General features: G+C 42.2%; 15 protein-coding genes. 5 read left to right on the forward strand and 10 right to left on the reverse strand.

The window, feature by feature from the left end; translation table 11 throughout:
* The first annotated feature begins 1 nt into the window (after position 1).
* From BM232_RS09565 to yjgA, 3 genes are read left to right on the forward strand one after another with little or no spacing between them, the layout of a single operon-like run.
* Positions 2–1,045, forward strand: a complete 1,044-nt coding sequence (locus BM232_RS09565; RefSeq protein ID WP_091713975.1) for an anthranilate phosphoribosyltransferase — start codon at positions 2–4, stop codon at positions 1,043–1,045.
* Positions 1,045–1,461, forward strand: a complete 417-nt coding sequence (locus BM232_RS09570) for a secondary thiamine-phosphate synthase enzyme YjbQ (protein WP_091713978.1) — start codon at positions 1,045–1,047, stop codon at positions 1,459–1,461. Before BM232_RS09565 ends, BM232_RS09570 begins: the two co-directional genes overlap by 1 nt.
* Before the next feature lie 5 nt (positions 1,462–1,466).
* Positions 1,467–1,991: a ribosome biogenesis factor YjgA gene (gene yjgA / locus BM232_RS09575; RefSeq protein ID WP_091713980.1), complete on the forward strand. Its 525-nt coding sequence runs from the start codon at positions 1,467–1,469 to the stop codon at positions 1,989–1,991.
* Here yjgA and BM232_RS09580 read toward each other — a convergent pair.
* From BM232_RS09580 to BM232_RS09595, 4 genes are all read right to left on the reverse strand, one after another.
* Entirely contained in the window at positions 1,988–3,340 is a 1,353-nt protein-coding gene (locus tag BM232_RS09580) for an ATP-binding protein (protein ID WP_091713983.1), read from the reverse strand. The two genes, yjgA and BM232_RS09580, sit on opposite strands and share 4 nt — an antisense overlap.
* The gene (locus BM232_RS09585) at positions 3,327–4,010 is read right to left on the reverse strand and encodes a response regulator transcription factor (protein WP_091713985.1); all 684 of its coding nucleotides are present in this window, start codon (positions 4,008–4,010) and stop codon (positions 3,327–3,329) included. Before BM232_RS09585 ends, BM232_RS09580 begins: the two co-directional genes overlap by 14 nt.
* Before the next feature lie 6 nt (positions 4,011–4,016).
* Positions 4,017–4,307 (reverse strand): PepSY domain-containing protein, encoded by a 291-nt coding sequence (locus tag BM232_RS09590; RefSeq protein WP_091713988.1) that lies wholly within the window; start codon positions 4,305–4,307, stop codon positions 4,017–4,019.
* Positions 4,308–4,385: 78 nt separating this feature from the next.
* Positions 4,386–4,859, reverse strand: a complete 474-nt coding sequence (locus BM232_RS09595) for a c-type cytochrome (RefSeq protein WP_245752880.1) — start codon at positions 4,857–4,859, stop codon at positions 4,386–4,388.
* A 408-nt stretch (positions 4,860–5,267) separates the two neighbouring features.
* Here BM232_RS09595 and BM232_RS09600 point away from each other — a divergent pair, with 408 nt between their 5' ends.
* Entirely contained in the window at positions 5,268–7,607 is a 2,340-nt protein-coding gene (locus BM232_RS09600) for a putative bifunctional diguanylate cyclase/phosphodiesterase (RefSeq protein ID WP_091713990.1), read from the forward strand.
* A gap of 7 nt (positions 7,608–7,614) precedes the next feature.
* On the opposite strand, the gene hrpA is transcribed toward BM232_RS09600, so the two are convergent.
* The 5 genes from hrpA to yhbY form a co-directional block, all read right to left on the reverse strand.
* Positions 7,615–11,502 (reverse strand): ATP-dependent RNA helicase HrpA, encoded by a 3,888-nt coding sequence (gene hrpA, locus BM232_RS09605; RefSeq protein ID WP_091713993.1) that lies wholly within the window; start codon positions 11,500–11,502, stop codon positions 7,615–7,617.
* A gap of 29 nt (positions 11,503–11,531) precedes the next feature.
* Positions 11,532–12,479: a DUF481 domain-containing protein gene (locus BM232_RS09610; protein WP_091713996.1), complete on the reverse strand. Its 948-nt coding sequence runs from the start codon at positions 12,477–12,479 to the stop codon at positions 11,532–11,534.
* 79 nt (positions 12,480–12,558) lie between these two features.
* Positions 12,559–13,026, reverse strand: a complete 468-nt coding sequence (locus tag BM232_RS09615) for a pentapeptide repeat-containing protein (RefSeq protein WP_091713999.1) — start codon at positions 13,024–13,026, stop codon at positions 12,559–12,561.
* Between the two features lie 27 nt (positions 13,027–13,053).
* Positions 13,054–13,650, reverse strand: a complete 597-nt coding sequence (locus tag BM232_RS09620) for a nitroreductase family protein (protein WP_091714001.1) — start codon at positions 13,648–13,650, stop codon at positions 13,054–13,056.
* Positions 13,651–13,654: 4 nt separating this feature from the next.
* Positions 13,655–13,948, reverse strand: coding sequence for a ribosome assembly RNA-binding protein YhbY (gene yhbY / locus BM232_RS09625; protein ID WP_091714002.1), 294 nt, complete (start codon positions 13,946–13,948; stop codon positions 13,655–13,657).
* Between the two features lie 49 nt (positions 13,949–13,997).
* Between yhbY and rlmKL the strand changes: the two genes are divergently transcribed.
* Positions 13,998–16,202, forward strand: coding sequence for a bifunctional 23S rRNA (guanine(2069)-N(7))-methyltransferase RlmK/23S rRNA (guanine(2445)-N(2))-methyltransferase RlmL (rlmKL, locus tag BM232_RS09630; RefSeq protein ID WP_091714004.1), 2,205 nt, complete (start codon positions 13,998–14,000; stop codon positions 16,200–16,202).
* A 2-nt stretch (positions 16,203–16,204) separates the two neighbouring features.
* On the opposite strand, the gene BM232_RS09635 is transcribed toward rlmKL, so the two are convergent.
* Positions 16,205–16,960, reverse strand: coding sequence for a ParA family protein (locus BM232_RS09635; protein WP_091714006.1), 756 nt, complete (start codon positions 16,958–16,960; stop codon positions 16,205–16,207).
* Positions 16,961–16,963 lie beyond the last annotated feature (3 nt).

Raw genomic sequence — 16,963 nt, forward strand, 5'->3', positions numbered from 1 at the left:
AATGACAGCACTTGCAGACGCTATTAAAAAAGTCGCTACTGGACCTCACCTCAGTAAAGATCTCACTGAACAGGAAGCATTTGATGTCATGATGGAGATTTTGTCTGGTAAGGCAGATCCTGTTCGGGCAGCGATATTTTTCATTGCGATGCGAATGAAACGTGAGACCAATGAGGAAAATGTAGGCATTCTCAGAGCATGCCAGTCAATGACGATCAGCCAGTCAGTGGATGTGGATCAATTATTTATTTTTTCCGATCCGTTTAATGGTTTTAATCGTCATTGTCCTATGACAGCTTTTTTACCAGCCGTTCTGGCCTCCTGTGGATTACCTGCAATGTCACAAGGCGTTTTTGAAATGGGTCCCAAATTTGGTGTCACCCATGCTCAGGTCTTATCGCTGGCTGGTTATAATATTGAAAAGTCGACAGCCGAAGCCGCTGCAGACGTAATGAATAAGCAGATTGGCTGGGCCTATTTAGATCAAGCTCAGGCAAGTCCTGCATTATTTGCATTACAAACACTACGCACTCAAATGATCAAACGTCCGAGTCTGGCGACATTAGAAAAAATGATTATGCCTTTGAAAGCAAGAAAGCAGACACATTTGGGCATTGGCTTTGTACATAAAGAATATCCGGACATTCTTGGTTGGCTTGCTGAGGCATCTGGTTATCACTCAGCGTTTATTGCCAGAGGTTTGGAAGGTGGATTAGTCCCGACATTACGTGAACCATCCAATAATCATCGGCTGCTTAATGGCAACTTAGAAGCCTGTACACTTAAACCAGAAGATTTTGGTATTGAACAAGATACTCGTGGGGTTAAGACGGATGATGCTGTGACTGCTCAACGAACACTTGATGAAGGGCTGCAAGCTTTAGCAGGTGTACATGGCCCGGCATACGATAGTCTGGTCTATGCTGCCGCTATCGTACTGTGGCATTGTGAGTTAATTGAGTCTCAGCGCGAAGCCGCAGATTATGTCAGAACTATTCTTGATAGCGGTAAAGCCAACTCGTTTTTCGAAGCAGGTCTTAGCTAATGGTTTTTCAGCGTACATTAACATTTAAAAGTCTGGGGCGTGGTACCACTAATATCACCCGTGATATACAAGAACTCGTTGCTGAGTCCGGGATAACGACGGGGACTTGTCATGTATTTGTCCAACACACCAGTGCCTCACTAATGCTCTGTGAAAACGCTGATCCTGATGTACGTCATGACCTTGAGACATTTATGCAACAGTTAGTACCGGATGGTGATCCGATGTTCAGGCATCAGGACGAAGGGCCAGATGATATGAGTGCCCATATCCGCACGGTTTTGACTAATCCGGACCTCACTATTCCCGTGAGTGGTTCACAGTGTGATTTGGGGATTTGGCAAGGTATATATTTGTGGGAGCATCGCACCCATCAACAACGCCGTCGCATTATTGTGACGATAATAGGTGAATAAAGTTTATGTCAGATTTTGAAGATAATCAGGATGCAGAGTGGCCAGCTGATTGGGAATTTGAAAAAAGTAAAACACAAATAAAACAAGAGCTTAATGCGCTAAAAGACTTAGGTCGCACTCTTATCGATCTATCAGCCAAAGACTTGCAGAAATTAGACTTATCTGAAGATCTTTATGATGCGATTATCAGTGCACAATCGATGAGTAAAGGCGCCTTAAAACGTCAGGTTGGTTATATTGGCGGCATGATTGCTGAAAGTGACCATGAAGCGATAAGCCAAAAATTACAGCAATTAAAACAGCCGCATCAAGGACAGGTAAAACAATTTCACCAACTGGAGCAATGGCGCGATAGATTGCTGGCAGGTGAAAATGAGGTCTATGGTGAATTAATTGCTGAATTTGATGCTTTTGATGTTCAGCATGTCAGACAGTTAGTCAGAAATGCACAACGTGAAGCGAAACAAGAAAAACCACCAAAGTCGGCAAGGCAGTTATTCCAGTACTTACAATCGCAGCAACAAAATTAAGTTCGTGGTAGTTCAATAATAAAACTTGCGCCGCCTAAGCGGCTGCGTTCAAGGTGAATATTACCTTCATAAGCCATAATAATATCGCTGACAATAGCAAGGCCAATACCTTGGCCTTCAGCTTGCGTATCAATTCGATGTCCGCGTTTGATGATGTAGCTTTCTGCACGGGTCGGAATACCTGCTCCATCATCTTCTACACGGATGTTCACCATTGTTTTTGAGCTTGTGGCGATAACATGTACATATTGTTTACAATATTTGTATGCATTTTCCAGTAAATTGCCCAAAAGTTCATACATATCGCCTTCATCAGCATGAATATATGCATCACGTTCAATCTCACATTGGGCATGTATGTTTTTGTTTTTATAAACTTTATCAAGGCTGCCAATAATTTTATGTATGATTTCGCCGAGCGATACTGGAGCAAGCAGACTACTTTTGCCTTCGGTTGATGCACGCTGGAGCTGATAATCGACCAGGGTACTGATCCTATCTAGCTGTTCGTATCCTGTTTTTTTCAGGCTATCTAACTCGTGATTATTCGCCAGTTCACCACGGAAAACGGATAAAGGTGTCTTGAGACTGTGGGCAAGATCGGCGAGGGAGTTCTTATAGCGTTGGCGGCGGGACTGTTCATGGTCCAAAAGTGCGTTGATATTAGTAGTCAGTTGTTTGAGTTCACGCGGGTATTCATCATTTAAACGCTGATGTTCACCTGTTTCAATCGCATGTAAATCCTTGGCTACATCATGTAGTGGTCTCAAACTCCATTTCAAAATTAACCATTGTGCTAACAGCAGCATCAAACCAGTTCCGCCAAGCCAATACCACAAACTGCGTTGAAAACTGGCAGTTGTCTCTTTAATTGTCGACATGTCTTCAGCTACATTGATAGTGTAGTCAAGCTCTTTACCCGTTTCTGTTTCCCATACAATGCCGAAAGCCAGATTTTGTAATTTCATGCCTGAATCAACATCTACCACTGTGTAATGTTCATTTGATGGTCCGGGCTGAAAGGGTAATGATAAAAAATGCCCAATAGCAGAAGGGGATTGCCAGACAATTTTTCCATCACTGGTTATTTGTGCGTACAGTCCGGAATTAGGAATAGAAAATTTAGGTTCAGCCAAATCGTGAGTCATTTTTAACTCACCTTTATCATTAATTTCTGCTGCTGTAAGCAGTGTATAAACGTAGTTTTTTAAACGTTTCTTCTGCTCCAGTTCGGCACTGCTTTTAAATGCATTATTCAGACTGATAGCAGATATGCCAAGAAATGCCGTTAAAACAAGACTGACAGCAACAAGGACACGGTTTGATAAGGAAAAATTAATGACTTTCACGGGGCAGGTTAAGCCTGTAACCACGGCCACGTAATGTTTCTATCGGATTCAGCTGTTTGTCTGGATCCAGCTTACTACGTAAGCGTTTTACAAATACCTCAATGACATTACTGTCACGATCTTGATCTTGTTCGTAGATATGATCAGTGAGTTCTGTTTTAGAAATAACCTCACCGGCATGCAGTAATAAATAATGAAGCAGACGATATTCGTATGCGGTGAGTTCGATCAACTGATCATTTTTGGTGACTTCTTGAGTCGATGGTTTCAGCGTAATTGGACCACAGCTTAGCGTTGGATTAGACCAACCGGAAGCACGACGACTAAGCGCATTAATACGGGCGATAAGCTCTTCAAAATGAAATGGTTTGACAAGGTAATCATCCGCACCTGATTCAAGGCCTTCCACTTTATCTTGCCAGCGACTACGTGCAGTCAATATCAGAATAGGGTAATCAAAACCTTGTTTTCGTAAGGCTTGAATAAGCTCAATACCGGAAAGTTTAGGCAAACCTAAATCAATAATGGCGACGTCATAGGGATATTCTGTTCCCATAAACAGGCCTTCATCACCATCAGCAACTGCATCGACGGTGAGATTATGTTGTTTTAATTGTTGAGTAATTTGTTCGCGAAGATGCTTCTCATCTTCTACTAATAATACGCGCATGCAACCTCATGGAACAGAGTGGCCAGAGTCACGGTCAAAGCGATGAATTTTCACCTTACCGTCGTTATGCAGCACTTTAACACGAAAAATAATTTTATTGCCGTAGTGTTCTTCATCAACAGAAAGTACTTTGCCACCAGTCTCCACTTTGGCAAGCTCGGCTGCCGTGTGATCAGAGAGCGGCAAGGTGATTTCATTTATATTATTTCCAGGTTCTTGCTCATAGGGGAGGTTGTCGTCTGCCAAGGCAGAAAAACTTAAATTAGTCAGTAATAGAAGTAACAGGACTTTATACATAACTGTGCCTTACTATCTCAATAATATAGGTATATTGCGGGGGGATCGGGCAGAAATGTTCTTTCATAAATACTGACATTAGTCTATTAACTCAGGTGTTACAGCTCCCAGAGCACCATCTGCTCTGGCTCTCAGGTAACTATAAATTCTGTCCCTGTTTTTCATTACATTATCATTTGATTGCCAGGCTGGCATTACACCGATACGGCCTTTTTTCCCTCTGGCAACGATCTTAAAAAAATCATCACGATCCGTGTTCTTTAATGTTTTAGTGAGGTCACTGGCTGCTAAGCCTTGACCAAAGGTGCCATGACAACGAGCGCACCATGTTCTGTAGACCTTATAACCAATAAAGGTATCTGAATCTACTTTATTATTTTGTTTAACTGTATAAGGTCTTCCGTCGGCAAGCAGTGGTAATGGGAGGAAAAGTGCAGAAGTAAAAGAACATATAACAGCAACTGATGTCATAAGATATCGTATGCTGTCTTTCATGGTCAGAGCTACTAACGAGGTGCGTCTGACATGACGATTGATTATGTTTCTTTGCATATTTCTCTCTTAAATCCTTATATGCCAGGCATTAGCACTGGTATGATCAACTATGCTTTATTTGTATGCCTTGATTTAGGTCATTTTTAATTATATTGATGTTTTAATAATGCTCTAACGGCTGTGTTCTCAAACAGGAATTAATGTTATTAATCGCCAAAACTCATTCAATGTTTCATATTTACGAACTAGAAATTTTTATGAAACACTGATTCTTCTTATCTATTCAAGATTTAACGATAGCAAAGCGAAACTGAACTAGTCCTGAATGAATTCTCTAATTTTAGATATCAGTTTTTCGCATTCTCGTGAACTATCTCACAGGTATATCTTATAAATTGTGGTTTACTGTGCCGTCGTGTGACGTAGTTCAAATATTTAAATAACTTTTACAATTCAGGAATCGTGTTGAAAACGGTTAGCCAAAGTGATGTAGAACCTGGCGTTCAGCAAATTGAAATAAACAAAATACGTGTAGGTATTTTGTTGCAACAAGGGAGCATTGCCTGTGTAACAAATATCGTTATTCTGGTATTAACCCTCATCGCACTATACTCCTATAATGACGTCAAGTTATTACATCTTTGGGGTACAGTCATCTTTCTGGCTATTCTTCTTCGACTGTTGTTAGTCAAATACCTCAACATATACTTTTCTAAACATCGTAATAAGCCAAGCATTGTCTCACGCTGTGAAAAAATATATGCAGCTGGTGTATTTCTTTCAGGTCTGGCTTGGGGAAGTCTGGGGTTTGCATTTGATGGCGAAGCGCAATTTAATCATCAGCTTATTATTCCATTAGTGGTTGCTGGCCTATGCTCTGGTGCTATTTACTCAATGTTGAGTAGCTTTCTAAGTTTTATCTCTTATGTCTACCCAATGCTTATTTGCGTTATTCTGGCGATGTTCAATGTCGGTCTTGAGGTAGAAGCGCTAACGCTTGTCACCTATATGATCGCCTGCACGATGTTGTTCAGAAATTTGCATGCAAGTGTTATCGAAAGTTTGCAGTTACGCCACGAAAACAGACATTTAATCAGTCACTTGACTAGTGTCAATGAATCACAGACACAGTTAGTGGAAACACTACAAAAGAAAGAAATTTTTCTAACGCAAACCTTTGAAAATGCAGGCTTTCCAATATTTCTAATGTCGGCAGGTTTAATCATACTGGATGCAAATAAAGCCGCTTGTAAGCTATTTGCTTATAGCAAGACAGAATTCAAAGGTATGAATATGTCACTGCTACTGCATGAAGATGAATGCGATGAGGCCAGTCACGATTTTTATAGACTCATTGACGGTGATTTGCAGCAATATCAGATTACAAAAAGATGTTTGAGTCGCGATAATCGCCCTCTATGGCTCATAGGCACAGTTTCTGCAGTCAGAAATACGAATAACAAAGTCGACTATCTTGTCATCCACGCACAAGACATTACTGAGCAAAAATCACTTTCTGAAGATCTCCAGCATCTCGCTTTACATGACACACTGACCGGGCTTCCGAATAGATTCGCCATTGAGAAGCACTTACAGTTACTACTTCAGGATACACATTCCCTAAATCATATCTTTTGCTATATCGATGTTGATCAGTTTAAGGTCATTAATGATACCTGCGGGCATAAAGCAGGGGATAAACTGCTGACTCAGATAGCACATATCATCAAATGCGAATTACAACCATCTGATATTTTAGCCCGGTTAAGTGGTGATGAGTTTGCCGCTGTATTAATTGACACATCACCCGAACAGGCTAAAGAAAAGCTTAACCGTGTCATGGAGAAGATTAGACGGTTTGAGTTTGTTGATAATGATTTGCTGTTCATATCCTCTATCAGTATCGGCATGGTGAATATCAGACCCGATAGTACGATGACCGAGATTTTTAAACAGGCGGATAATGCCTGTTATGCTGCTAAAGAAGCCGGTAGAGACCGACTGCATGTGTTTAGTGATAGCGATAAAGAACTGGTTCAACGCAGTGGGGAAATGCGTTGGGTTTCTAGAATTCAGCAAGCCTTAAGTAATGATAAGCTGATTTTGTTCAGTCAACCGATTGCCGCTACTCAGAAGAAAAACAGCACCTTACCGCATTGTGAGCTACTGATAAGAATGCTGGATGACGATGGCTCAATTATTCCTCCTGGGCATTTTCTCCCTGCAGCAGAGCGATATAACCTGGCTGCATCTATCGATATGTGGACAGTAAGCCATGTATTATCACGCCTTGATGAGGCGCGAAAGGCAGGACGGGATGTCAGTGGCGTTTATGGTATTAATTTATCAGGTCAATCACTTGGTGATACAAGGTTTTATGACAAAATCATCGAGTTAATTCTCTCGGCAAATTTAGTGGATTCAGGTGCGGTGATTTGTTTCGAAATTACAGAAACTGCAGCCATCTCAAATATGCACAGTGCACTTTATTTTATTAATGAGCTGAGAAAAGTTGGCTGCTTATTTGCGTTGGATGATTTTGGCAGCGGTCTGTCTTCGTTTGCATACCTGAAACAGTTACCGATTGATTTTCTTAAAATTGACGGAATGTTTGTCAAAGATTGTGTAGAAAACTCGGTTAATCTTGAAATCGTTAACTCTATTAATGGTATCGGCCAGGTATTAGGGCTTAAAACGGTAGCAGAGTTTGTTGAAGATGAAGCAACCCTCATCAGCCTTCAACATATTGGCGTTGATTTTGTTCAGGGATATAACATCGGTCGTCCCGAAGCCTGGGTTGTTTAAAATAGAATCAACATTGTTGCCATTGTTTTTCCAAACGCTTGGCTGAAATGGGGTAGGCTGTTTTAAGTTCCTGAGCAAAGATGGAAATGCGAAATTCCTCTAGCATCCAGCGGTACTCTTTAAAATCAGCCGTTTCGATTTTATTGACCTTGTTAATAAACTTTTGCCAATGTGGCATGACTTCTGCCATACGTTGCTTGTCTTTATTGGGATCGGTTAATAATCGGTCAAGTCGTATACCGGCTGCCTGACAATATACTGGCAAGCGTTTTAATGCTTCATCAGGCGTGTCATGGACAAAGCCCTGATAAATCAGAAAGCCTAATTGTTGTTTAATGTCATTCACCGAGTTAATGGCAGCCAGTGGAATATTGCCTGTTAAGCGCTTAGCAATGGCATGATATTCAGCAAGCGGTTTGGCAATATTCTGAGCCAGTTTGGCAGCCAGATTAATCAAATCACTTTTTCTTTCTGTTATACGCTGTTCAAATGTATTTTTATCAGTGATAGCAGGCTGATCAATAATAAAACAGCGATCAAATGCCACATGGATCAGATCTGTTTTCAGCTGCTCACAAGGCGTCATATCTTTTTGTGTATGTTCAGTGTATGGCGAAGGCGGTACGTTGGCATAATGCAGACACATCTGTTTTATATCAGGCAGGTTTTTGTGTAAATACTTGACTGCATCTGCCTGGTTTAGCATAAAGAGACGACGCAGCCCGTAACGTGTTAACTCTACTGCCTGCGCTTTTGTATCCATCAACGTTAAATCGACGCAATCCCCTTTGTCGACAAGCGCTGGATAAGCAGTGACTTCTAAACCGTTTTGTTCAAGTGTAATTTGCTCTGGTAAGGTGTCAAATGACCAGGACGTCAGTCCTCTCTTTTCATAGTCACTATCTGGAATTTGTCTGAAACTGGCCGCTGCTTCACGAGCCCAGTTTTCTTTAAGCTTATCCAAATCACGACTTTCATCAAGCAACTCTCCCTGATCATCAACCAGCTTAAAATTCATTTGTAGATAGAGAGGCAGTTCATCGGTGCGCCAGTCTGAAATATCAATTTCAACACCAGTGAGCTTTCTTAATTGTTCACTCAGAGCCGGTAATAAAGCACCTGATGCAGTGGACATGGCTTTTATGCATTGATCTGCGTATTGAGGAACCGGGATAAAATGACGGCGTAACGATTTAGGTAAGGCTTTAATCAGGAAAATGACTTTTTCACGCAATAATCCTGGCACTAACCATTCATAGCGTTCACTACTGGTTTGGTTCAATAGTGATAATGGAATCGTTTGTGTGATGCCATCTTCAGCTTTACCTGGTTCAAAATGATATTCAAGAGGTAGAGGGACGCGATTTATCAGAATCTGATCCGGGAACTGATCAGCAGTAACCTGTTCGGCCTGATGCTGCATAAGCACTTCTTTGCTGAGCATCAATAATAAGGGATCTTTCTTTTCTGCCTGCTTACGCCACTTTTCGAAACCGGCACCATTAATAATGTTGTCGGGTACTTTCTTTCGATAAAAATCAAATAGGGTATCGTCATCCACCAGTACATCGCGGCGACGTGACTTTTGTTCAAGAAGCTCAATTTCGTCGATTAAACGGCGATTATGTTGGAAAAACTTTGCCTGACAATGCCAGTCTCCTTCGACCAGTGCCGAACGAATAAAAATTTCATTGGCAACGGGCGGATCAATAGGGCCGTAATGTATACGTCGACGGTTAACGATTGGCAGACCATTGAGCGATACAGATTCAAAGGCAACAACCTGAGCAGGCTTTTTTTCCCAATGTGGATCTGAATATTGACGACGTACTAAATCCCCGGCAATCGGTTCAATCCATTCGGGTTCGATTTTGGCAACAATCCTGGCGTAGAGCTTACCGGTTTCAACCAATTCTGCTGCCATAATCCATTTCGGCCCTTTTTTATGTAAGGCCGAACCTGGAAATATTTGTAACTTTAAATTGCGACCACCGGTGTATTCAAACTTATCTGTTTTTGTGGCGATATGACTGAGCAAACCAGCAAGTAAAGCACGATGGATACTATCGTAACTGGCTTCCTGTTGATTGAATTTGAGACCAAGCTCAGCGAGTTGAATATGTAATTGTTGGTGAATGTCATGCCATTCACGAAGCCTCAAAAATGACAGAAACTGTTCTTTACAATATTTTCTCAGCTTATTCTGACTAAGATGTTTTTTCTTATCGTGATAATGATTCCATAACTTTATAAATGCAATAAAATCAGAACGTTCGTCTTTATATTTAGAATGCGCCTCATCTGCAGCCTGCTGTTTATCCATCGGTCTTTCACGCGGATCCTGGATACTTAAGGCACTGGCAATAATAAGTACTTCAGTAAGGCTGTTTTGTTCTGCACCAGCTAGTAACATTCTGGCAATTTTGGGATCAATGGGAAGCTTAGATAGCTGTCTGCCCACCTCAGTGATATTACGTTGTTTATCTACAGCACCGAGTTCATCTAACAGGCGATAACCATCATTAATCATTTTCTGTGGTGGCGGATTAATGAAAGGAAATTTCGCCGGGTTACCTAATTTCAATGCTGACATTTGCAAAATGACAGAGGCGAGGTTGGTGCGTAACACTTCAGGATCGGTGAAGGCCGGACGATTATTAAAATCATCTTCATCGTATAGACGAATACAAATACCTGCCGCAACACGACCACAACGACCTGAACGCTGATTAGCACTAGACTGAGAAATCTTTTCTATTGGCAGTCGTTGCACCTTGTTACGCACACTGTAACGACTGATGCGGGCATTGCCTGGATCAACAACGTAACGGATGCCGGGTACGGTTAATGATGTTTCCGCGACATTAGTCGACAAAATAATGCGTCTTTGCCCACCGGTTTTAAATACACGGTTTTGCTCTGCTGCTGATTGTCTGGCAAATAGAGGCAGAATTTGAGTTTGCGGCGGATGGTGCTTACGTAATGCTTCTGACACATCACGAATATCACGTTCACCGGCAAGAAAAATAAGGATATCACCAGGACCTTCCCGACAAAGTTCATCTACACCGGCAACGATGCCCGATACCATATCGTAATCAGGTGAGTCTTCATCGGTGGTCAGAAGAGGTCGATAGCGAACTTCTACCGGATAGGTACGGCCACTGACTTCAATTACCGGCGCATTATCAAAATGTTTGGAGAAGCGCTCAGTATCAATGGTTGCTGAGGTGATAATGACTTTTAAGTCGGGGCGCTTGGGTAAAAGCTGCTTGATATAACCCAATAAAAAATCGATATTGAGGCTGCGTTCATGCGCCTCATCGATAATCAGCGTGTCATATTGATTCAGAAAGCGGTCATTTTGTGTTTCTGCCAGCAAAATGCCATCGGTCATCAGCTTGATATAACTGTTTTCGGCATTTACCTGATCATGAAAACGGACTTTATAACCCACGGTTTGCCCAAGTTCTGAACCGAGTTCTTCAGCAATACGTGTTGCAACGGTTCTGGCGGCAATACGACGTGGTTGTGTATGTCCAATCAGCCCTGTGACGCCACGGCCCAAGTCCAGACAGATTTTAGGTAATTGTGTTGTTTTCCCAGAACCGGTTTCACCACAAAGAATAATGACCTGATTATCCTGAATAGCTTTCGCTACATCATTACGGCGTTCAATAACGGGTAAATCGGCGCTGAAGTCTGGTTTCGGAATATTCTTAAGACGTGTTTGAGCACGCTCAACGGATTTCAATACTCGCTGTGTAAACTGCTCAATCGCCGCGGCGTTGGCTTTATTTTTTTGTAGTTGCTGCCACTGACGTTGAAGACGGTGTCTGTCTGTCAGCATAGAAGATTGGATGAGTTGAGTTAGGTTCTGCTCAGAATTATTCACAAGATTTTTATAGCAAAAAGAGAGGTATTCTACAGCTTCCAGGCTAATGAGACAGTATATTTAAAGTCATTCGGATCGGTATCGTCATGCACTGTAGAATCATATTCATTGGTAACACCGAGTTTGAGTGCCACACCGACAAAGCTATTTAAATCAAGAATCCAGTCAAGTGAGGTTAAGTTTCGGTAGTCTCGATCATTCAGACTAGGGTAGTAGGTGTTGGAAAATTCAACATGCTGGTATTGGTTCATATCCCATTTAGTTTCGATGCCCAACATGGCTTCAGGTGTGAAATCTTGTTCTTCGCCACCAAAGGTTCTGTTAAAACCTAAACCACTTCTACCAAGAAATAGCCATGAGTCAGTATTAACAAATTCATAACCAAAACCAGCGTTGGCGTTGGCACGGTAGTCCCAGTCTTTGAATTTATCCAGATCAAAGCGGCCACCAGCAAACTGGAACCAAGGTGAATCCGGGCGCAACCAGTCACGGTTCATTGAGGTAAAAAAACTTTGTGCAGATAACTCATGGTCAGATTCTGCGCGGAAGAAAGCTGTTTTGTGGGATGTACGCATTTGTTTTGACTCATAATCAGCATTAAAGCCGATATTGAGCTGATTGGTACTGGATTTTCCTGCAGTACCACCAAGCCCCAGATCCAGTCTTCGTTTCCAGTTGGTGTAAAGTCCTGTACCAAATAAGCCATCATCGGTATCAACATGCTGCACTTCCGGTTTTGCTTGTGGCAGCGGAGGTGTTGGCTCTGTATCTGTCGATGAAACCAGGCTTTTAATGCGAGAACGAGGAATAATCATGACACCGAGCAGGGGATGATTAAGCTTCAGGGTATCATCAGTTTCGGAGACGATATCAGCAGTCAGCGTATCACCGTTAACAAGTTCAATCTTACTGGGGGTTGCTTGAGATACTAGTGGTGTTAACAAAATAGCTAATAAAAGATATCTGATATATATCACTAGCGAATTCCTCCGCATAACTGCATAAAAAAACAGCCTGAATCAGGCTGTTTGAAAAATGATGACTTAGATCCTGTTTTTATTGACATCCACTGTTGTTTATTTCACCGTCCGGCATGATGGTATTACAGAAGATGACACCGCGAAGTTCTGCACCTTTCAAGGTAGCACCTGTTAAATCCGCATCAGTCAAATTTGCAAAAATAAGCTGACTGCCTGATAGATTGGTGTTTCTGAGATTAGCACCAGCTAATTCCGTGTAATCCATCAGTGCATTAGTGACATCGGCACCCTCAAGAATGGCTCCCTGCATTCTTGAATGCGTAAACCAAACCCCATGTAATTTAGCATTAGTCAGATTAATGCCTTTGAGATTGGCTTCACTCATATCAGCACCTTTTAAATCATGATCTGTCAGATCAGCGTCACTCAAATTACAAAAATTACACTGTAACGATTTCAATAATCTATCCAGATAGACTTGTTCGTATGCAGATGCACTGGTCGATATCAATAATAGACCCAATATAGGCAGCAGTATTTTCATGGTTTTCTCTCCGATAACATTATTATTTTACTTTTCTGACCAATTATTAAGAAAAAATGTTTGTTCAAGTGGTCGACGTTGGCGAGGGGATAGTTCTCTTTCTAATTGTTCTTCAGTCAGATTGTCTAATGCAGCCTGATGACCAATGGCAATCACTGACCACATGTGGATATCATCAGCAATAGAAAACGCCTCGCGGATTTTTTTATCATCAAAGCCACCCATTTGATGGCTCATTAAGCCCATCGATGTAGCTTGTAAACAGAGACTGATACTTGCAGCACCAGTGTCATAGCCTGACCAGCGGTTGGGTTTATCGTTCTGGCTGAAAGTGGGTGCTGAAGCAGCCAAAATTAATACGGGTGCATTTTTTGCCCATTCCTGATTGCCAGGAACAAGTGCTGATAACAGTTTTTCCCACGCTTCGCGGTCAGTGTTTTTATCGCAAACCAGATAACGCCATGGCTCGTCTCCAAAACAAGAAGGAGCCCAGCGGGCAGCTTCACAAAGAGCAGTGATTTCTTCCGGTGTCACCATAACGGTGGGATCATAGGCACGACCACTCCAACGTTCTGCCATCACTTTTTCTATAGCTTGAGCTGTGTCTGCTGGTTTTTGAATCATAAAATCACCTTGGTAGTTGGATGAGAGCTTTTTTTGATGGGCGATAAAATCCGCCAATATGTCCGATCACTTGAACCAGATCTGCGCCACTTTCTTCTGCAATTTTATCTAGCATGGCCTTTCTATCTGCGCGTTCTTGACCACTTACTCGGACCTTGATCAGCTCGTGATGTTCCAGTGCATTATCAATTTCGACCAGAACTGAATCAGTTAAACCACTGTTACCAATCATAACAACCGGTTTTAGAGTATGGGCAAGCCCTTTGAGATAACGTCTTTGTTTGTCAGTAACTGCCATTAGTGTGCTCACCTGTATTAAAATGTTTTGATTATATCAGGAAGGCAATATGGCTAAACAACACAAGTTTACGGTGACAGCAGCAAGAGGGATGTTGCCACTGCTTGCGGACGAACTAAAACAATTAGGTATTAAAAATACTAAGCAAGATCAGGGGAATATACGTTTTACCGGTACTTTGGCTGAAGCATATACAGTATGTTTGTGGTCTCGCGTTGCTATCCGTGTGTTGTTGCCCATTGCTCATCTGCGAGCAGAAACCCCTGAACAGTTATACGAAGGGATTAATGCACTTCCTTGGGAAGACCATATCAATGAGCTTGATAGCACCATTGCTGTCGACTTCAATAGTTTCCGTTCAAAGATAAAACATACTCAATACGGTGCTCAACGTGTAAAAGATGCGATTGTTGATCGCTTTCGTACGCTTTTTGGTCAGCGTCCCTCTGTTGATCTTTACCAGCCTGATGTGCGTATTAATGTCTACCTCAAACACAACCAAGCTACGGTCAGTATTGATTTATCCGGCGAAAGTTTGCATAAACGTGGTTACCGAGTCAGTAATACAGCGGCGCCATTAAAAGAGCATCTGGCGGCGGCTATTTTGTTAAGTGCAGAGTGGCCTAAACTGGCCAGACAGGGCTGGGCATTAATTGATCCCATGTGTGGGTCAGGTACATTTCTTATCGAAGCGGCGATGATTGCTGCTGATATCGCTCCCGGCATTTTGCGTGACTATTACGGCTTTAGCTTCTGGAAACAGCACGATAAAGAGCTTTGGAAACAACTTAAAGCAGATGCTGAGCGCAGAAGACAATCCGGATTAGCCAGATGTCCTGTTATTGTTGGTGGTGATGCCGATGCGTCAGCAGTTGAAGCCGCTAAAAATAATATTGCAGAAGCGGGTCTCAGTGATCGTGTACATGTTAACCAACGTGATTTGCTTGAATGGCCAAGACTCGCTGCAGAATTACCAAAAGTAGGTTTATTTGTCTGTAATCCACCTTATGGTGAACGTATCGGTCGTACCGATGAATTGCATTACCTCTATGAAAGCCTGGGCAATATTATTAATGAGTCCTTCGCAGGCTGGCGTACAGCATTGATAACAGACAATGCGCAATTGGGTAAATTTACCGGCTTGACGCTATTTGATACGGTGCCATTCGATAATGGTCCTATCGCCTGTGATGTGCTGTTTTATCGTGCGCCACGACCAGTGCGCACAAATGAGTTTGGTGCATCTCCCACACAATTTGTTGACGAAGAACAAGAAGATCAAGAACAGGCCCCGGTTCAGATGACTGAGCAGGGAGCGATGTTTGCTAATCGTTTGAAAAAGAATAAAAAACATCTGGCTAAATGGGCACGTAAGTCAGAGATAAGCTGTTATCGGGTTTATGATGCTGATTTGCCTGATTATGCTTTGGCAATTGATGTTTATGATGACCATATTCATGTACAGGAATATGCGCCACCAAAGCAGATTGATCCTGAGAAAGCCGTTGAACGACTACAGGAAGCGATGCAGATTATTCCTGAAGTATTCGAAGTACCTGTTACCCATGTGGCATTAAAAGTCAGGAAGAAACAACGCGGTAAAGAACAATACGAAGCTCAGGCGGCCAAACACCAGCGAATTGAAGTCCGTGAAAATGGGCTGCGCTTTTGGGTGAATCTGACCGATTATTTAGATACGGGTTTGTTTCTTGATCATCGTGATACCAGACAACTTGTCAGAGAATTAGCCAAAGGCAAAGACTTTCTCAATTTGTTCTCATACACTGGCTCGGCCAGTGTTTATGCAGCAGCAGGCCAGGCAAAATCAACAAGTAGTGTCGATATGTCTAATACCTATTTAGCGTGGGCTGAGGACAATATGAAGTTAAATGGTTTTGTCGGTGACCAGCATCAGTATATTCGCGCTAACTGTATTGAGTGGCTGGAACAGGCAATAGAAGATGACAAACGTTATGGCTTGATTTTCCTGGATCCACCGACGTTTTCTAACTCAAGCCGTATGGAAGGGGTATTTGATATTCAGCGTGACCATGTCAGCCTTATCAAACATGCGGGTAGATTATTAACAGCAGACGGAGAATTGATTTTCTCAACGAACCGTCGTGACTTTGACTTAGATACCGACGCTTTAGCTCAATTTGTGATTGACGATATCAGCACAACCACCATACCGCGAGATTTTGAGCGAAATAAAAAGATTCATCGTTGCTGGCGAATCAAGCCCGGCATTTGATATTAGAAATCAGACAGCGTTTGTTTAATTTCCTGCCATAGTTTGGCATAGGCCTGACTGACGTTTGACTGTTTATCAAACGCAGGGAGAGGCTGGCGATGATCACCCATTCTCTCTACCACAGCCGCGTATGGGATAGATGTTTTTAATCCATTTTTCAGCATCTTAGGTGGGTGGGCGAGCATGACGCGGTGCATGCTTCTGCGTCTGTCCACCATATTAAAAAAGGCATGCAGGCGTTTTGGTTTTAATTTGTGTTCTTTAAAAAAGTCACGGGTTTGTTCGAATGTGCGTAGAGACAGATGCGTTGGAATCAACGGCAAAAACAAGGAATCGGCTGTGGCAAAGATTTGTTCTGTGAGTAAGGAAAAACTCGGCGGGCAGTCGAGAATCATCAAGGCATAGTTTTCACTGAATGGCTCAACCAGTTTAGCAATCAGATTCTGTTTACCCTGATCACTTTGTTCGCTGAGCTGATGATCCAAATGACGAAACGAAAAATCTGCTGGAATAATATCCAGATGCTCAAATTCTGTACTTCTGACTAAATCACCGATAGGGGTTTTGCCTGATAATAATTTTTTAGGTTTTGTTTCCGACTTTGCACTGGTATTGAGTAGCCAACTGGAAGCACCTTGAGGATCTAAATCCCAGAGTAATGTCGGAATGCCTTCATTAGCAGCATGCCAGGCGATATTGACAGCAGACGTCGTTTTACCGACGCCGCCTTTCAGATTAAAAAAAGCAATGGTTTCCATAAT

The sequence above is a fragment of the Methylophaga sulfidovorans genome (assembly GCF_900114205.1).
GTDB lineage: Bacteria > Pseudomonadota > Gammaproteobacteria > Nitrosococcales > Methylophagaceae > Methylophaga > Methylophaga sulfidovorans.

Coding starts and splice junctions, on each gene's coding strand:
- BM232_RS09565 (WP_091713975.1), top strand. CDS start 2: ATGACAGCACTTGCAGACGCTATTAAAAAAGTCGCTACTGGACCTCAC.
- BM232_RS09570 (WP_091713978.1), top strand. CDS start 1,045: ATGGTTTTTCAGCGTACATTAACATTTAAAAGTCTGGGGCGTGGTACC.
- yjgA (WP_091713980.1), top strand. CDS start 1,467: ATGTCAGATTTTGAAGATAATCAGGATGCAGAGTGGCCAGCTGATTGG.
- BM232_RS09585 (WP_091713985.1), bottom strand. CDS start 4,010: ATGCGCGTATTATTAGTAGAAGATGAGAAGCATCTTCGCGAACAAATT.
- BM232_RS09590 (WP_091713988.1), bottom strand. CDS start 4,307: ATGTATAAAGTCCTGTTACTTCTATTACTGACTAATTTAAGTTTTTCT.
- BM232_RS09595 (WP_245752880.1), bottom strand. CDS start 4,859: ATGCAAAGAAACATAATCAATCGTCATGTCAGACGCACCTCGTTAGTA.
- BM232_RS09615 (WP_091713999.1), bottom strand. CDS start 13,026: ATGAAAATACTGCTGCCTATATTGGGTCTATTATTGATATCGACCAGT.
- BM232_RS09620 (WP_091714001.1), bottom strand. CDS start 13,650: ATGATTCAAAAACCAGCAGACACAGCTCAAGCTATAGAAAAAGTGATG.
- yhbY (WP_091714002.1), bottom strand. CDS start 13,948: ATGGCAGTTACTGACAAACAAAGACGTTATCTCAAAGGGCTTGCCCAT.
- rlmKL (WP_091714004.1), top strand. CDS start 13,998: ATGGCTAAACAACACAAGTTTACGGTGACAGCAGCAAGAGGGATGTTG.
- BM232_RS09635 (WP_091714006.1), bottom strand. CDS start 16,960: ATGGAAACCATTGCTTTTTTTAATCTGAAAGGCGGCGTCGGTAAAACG.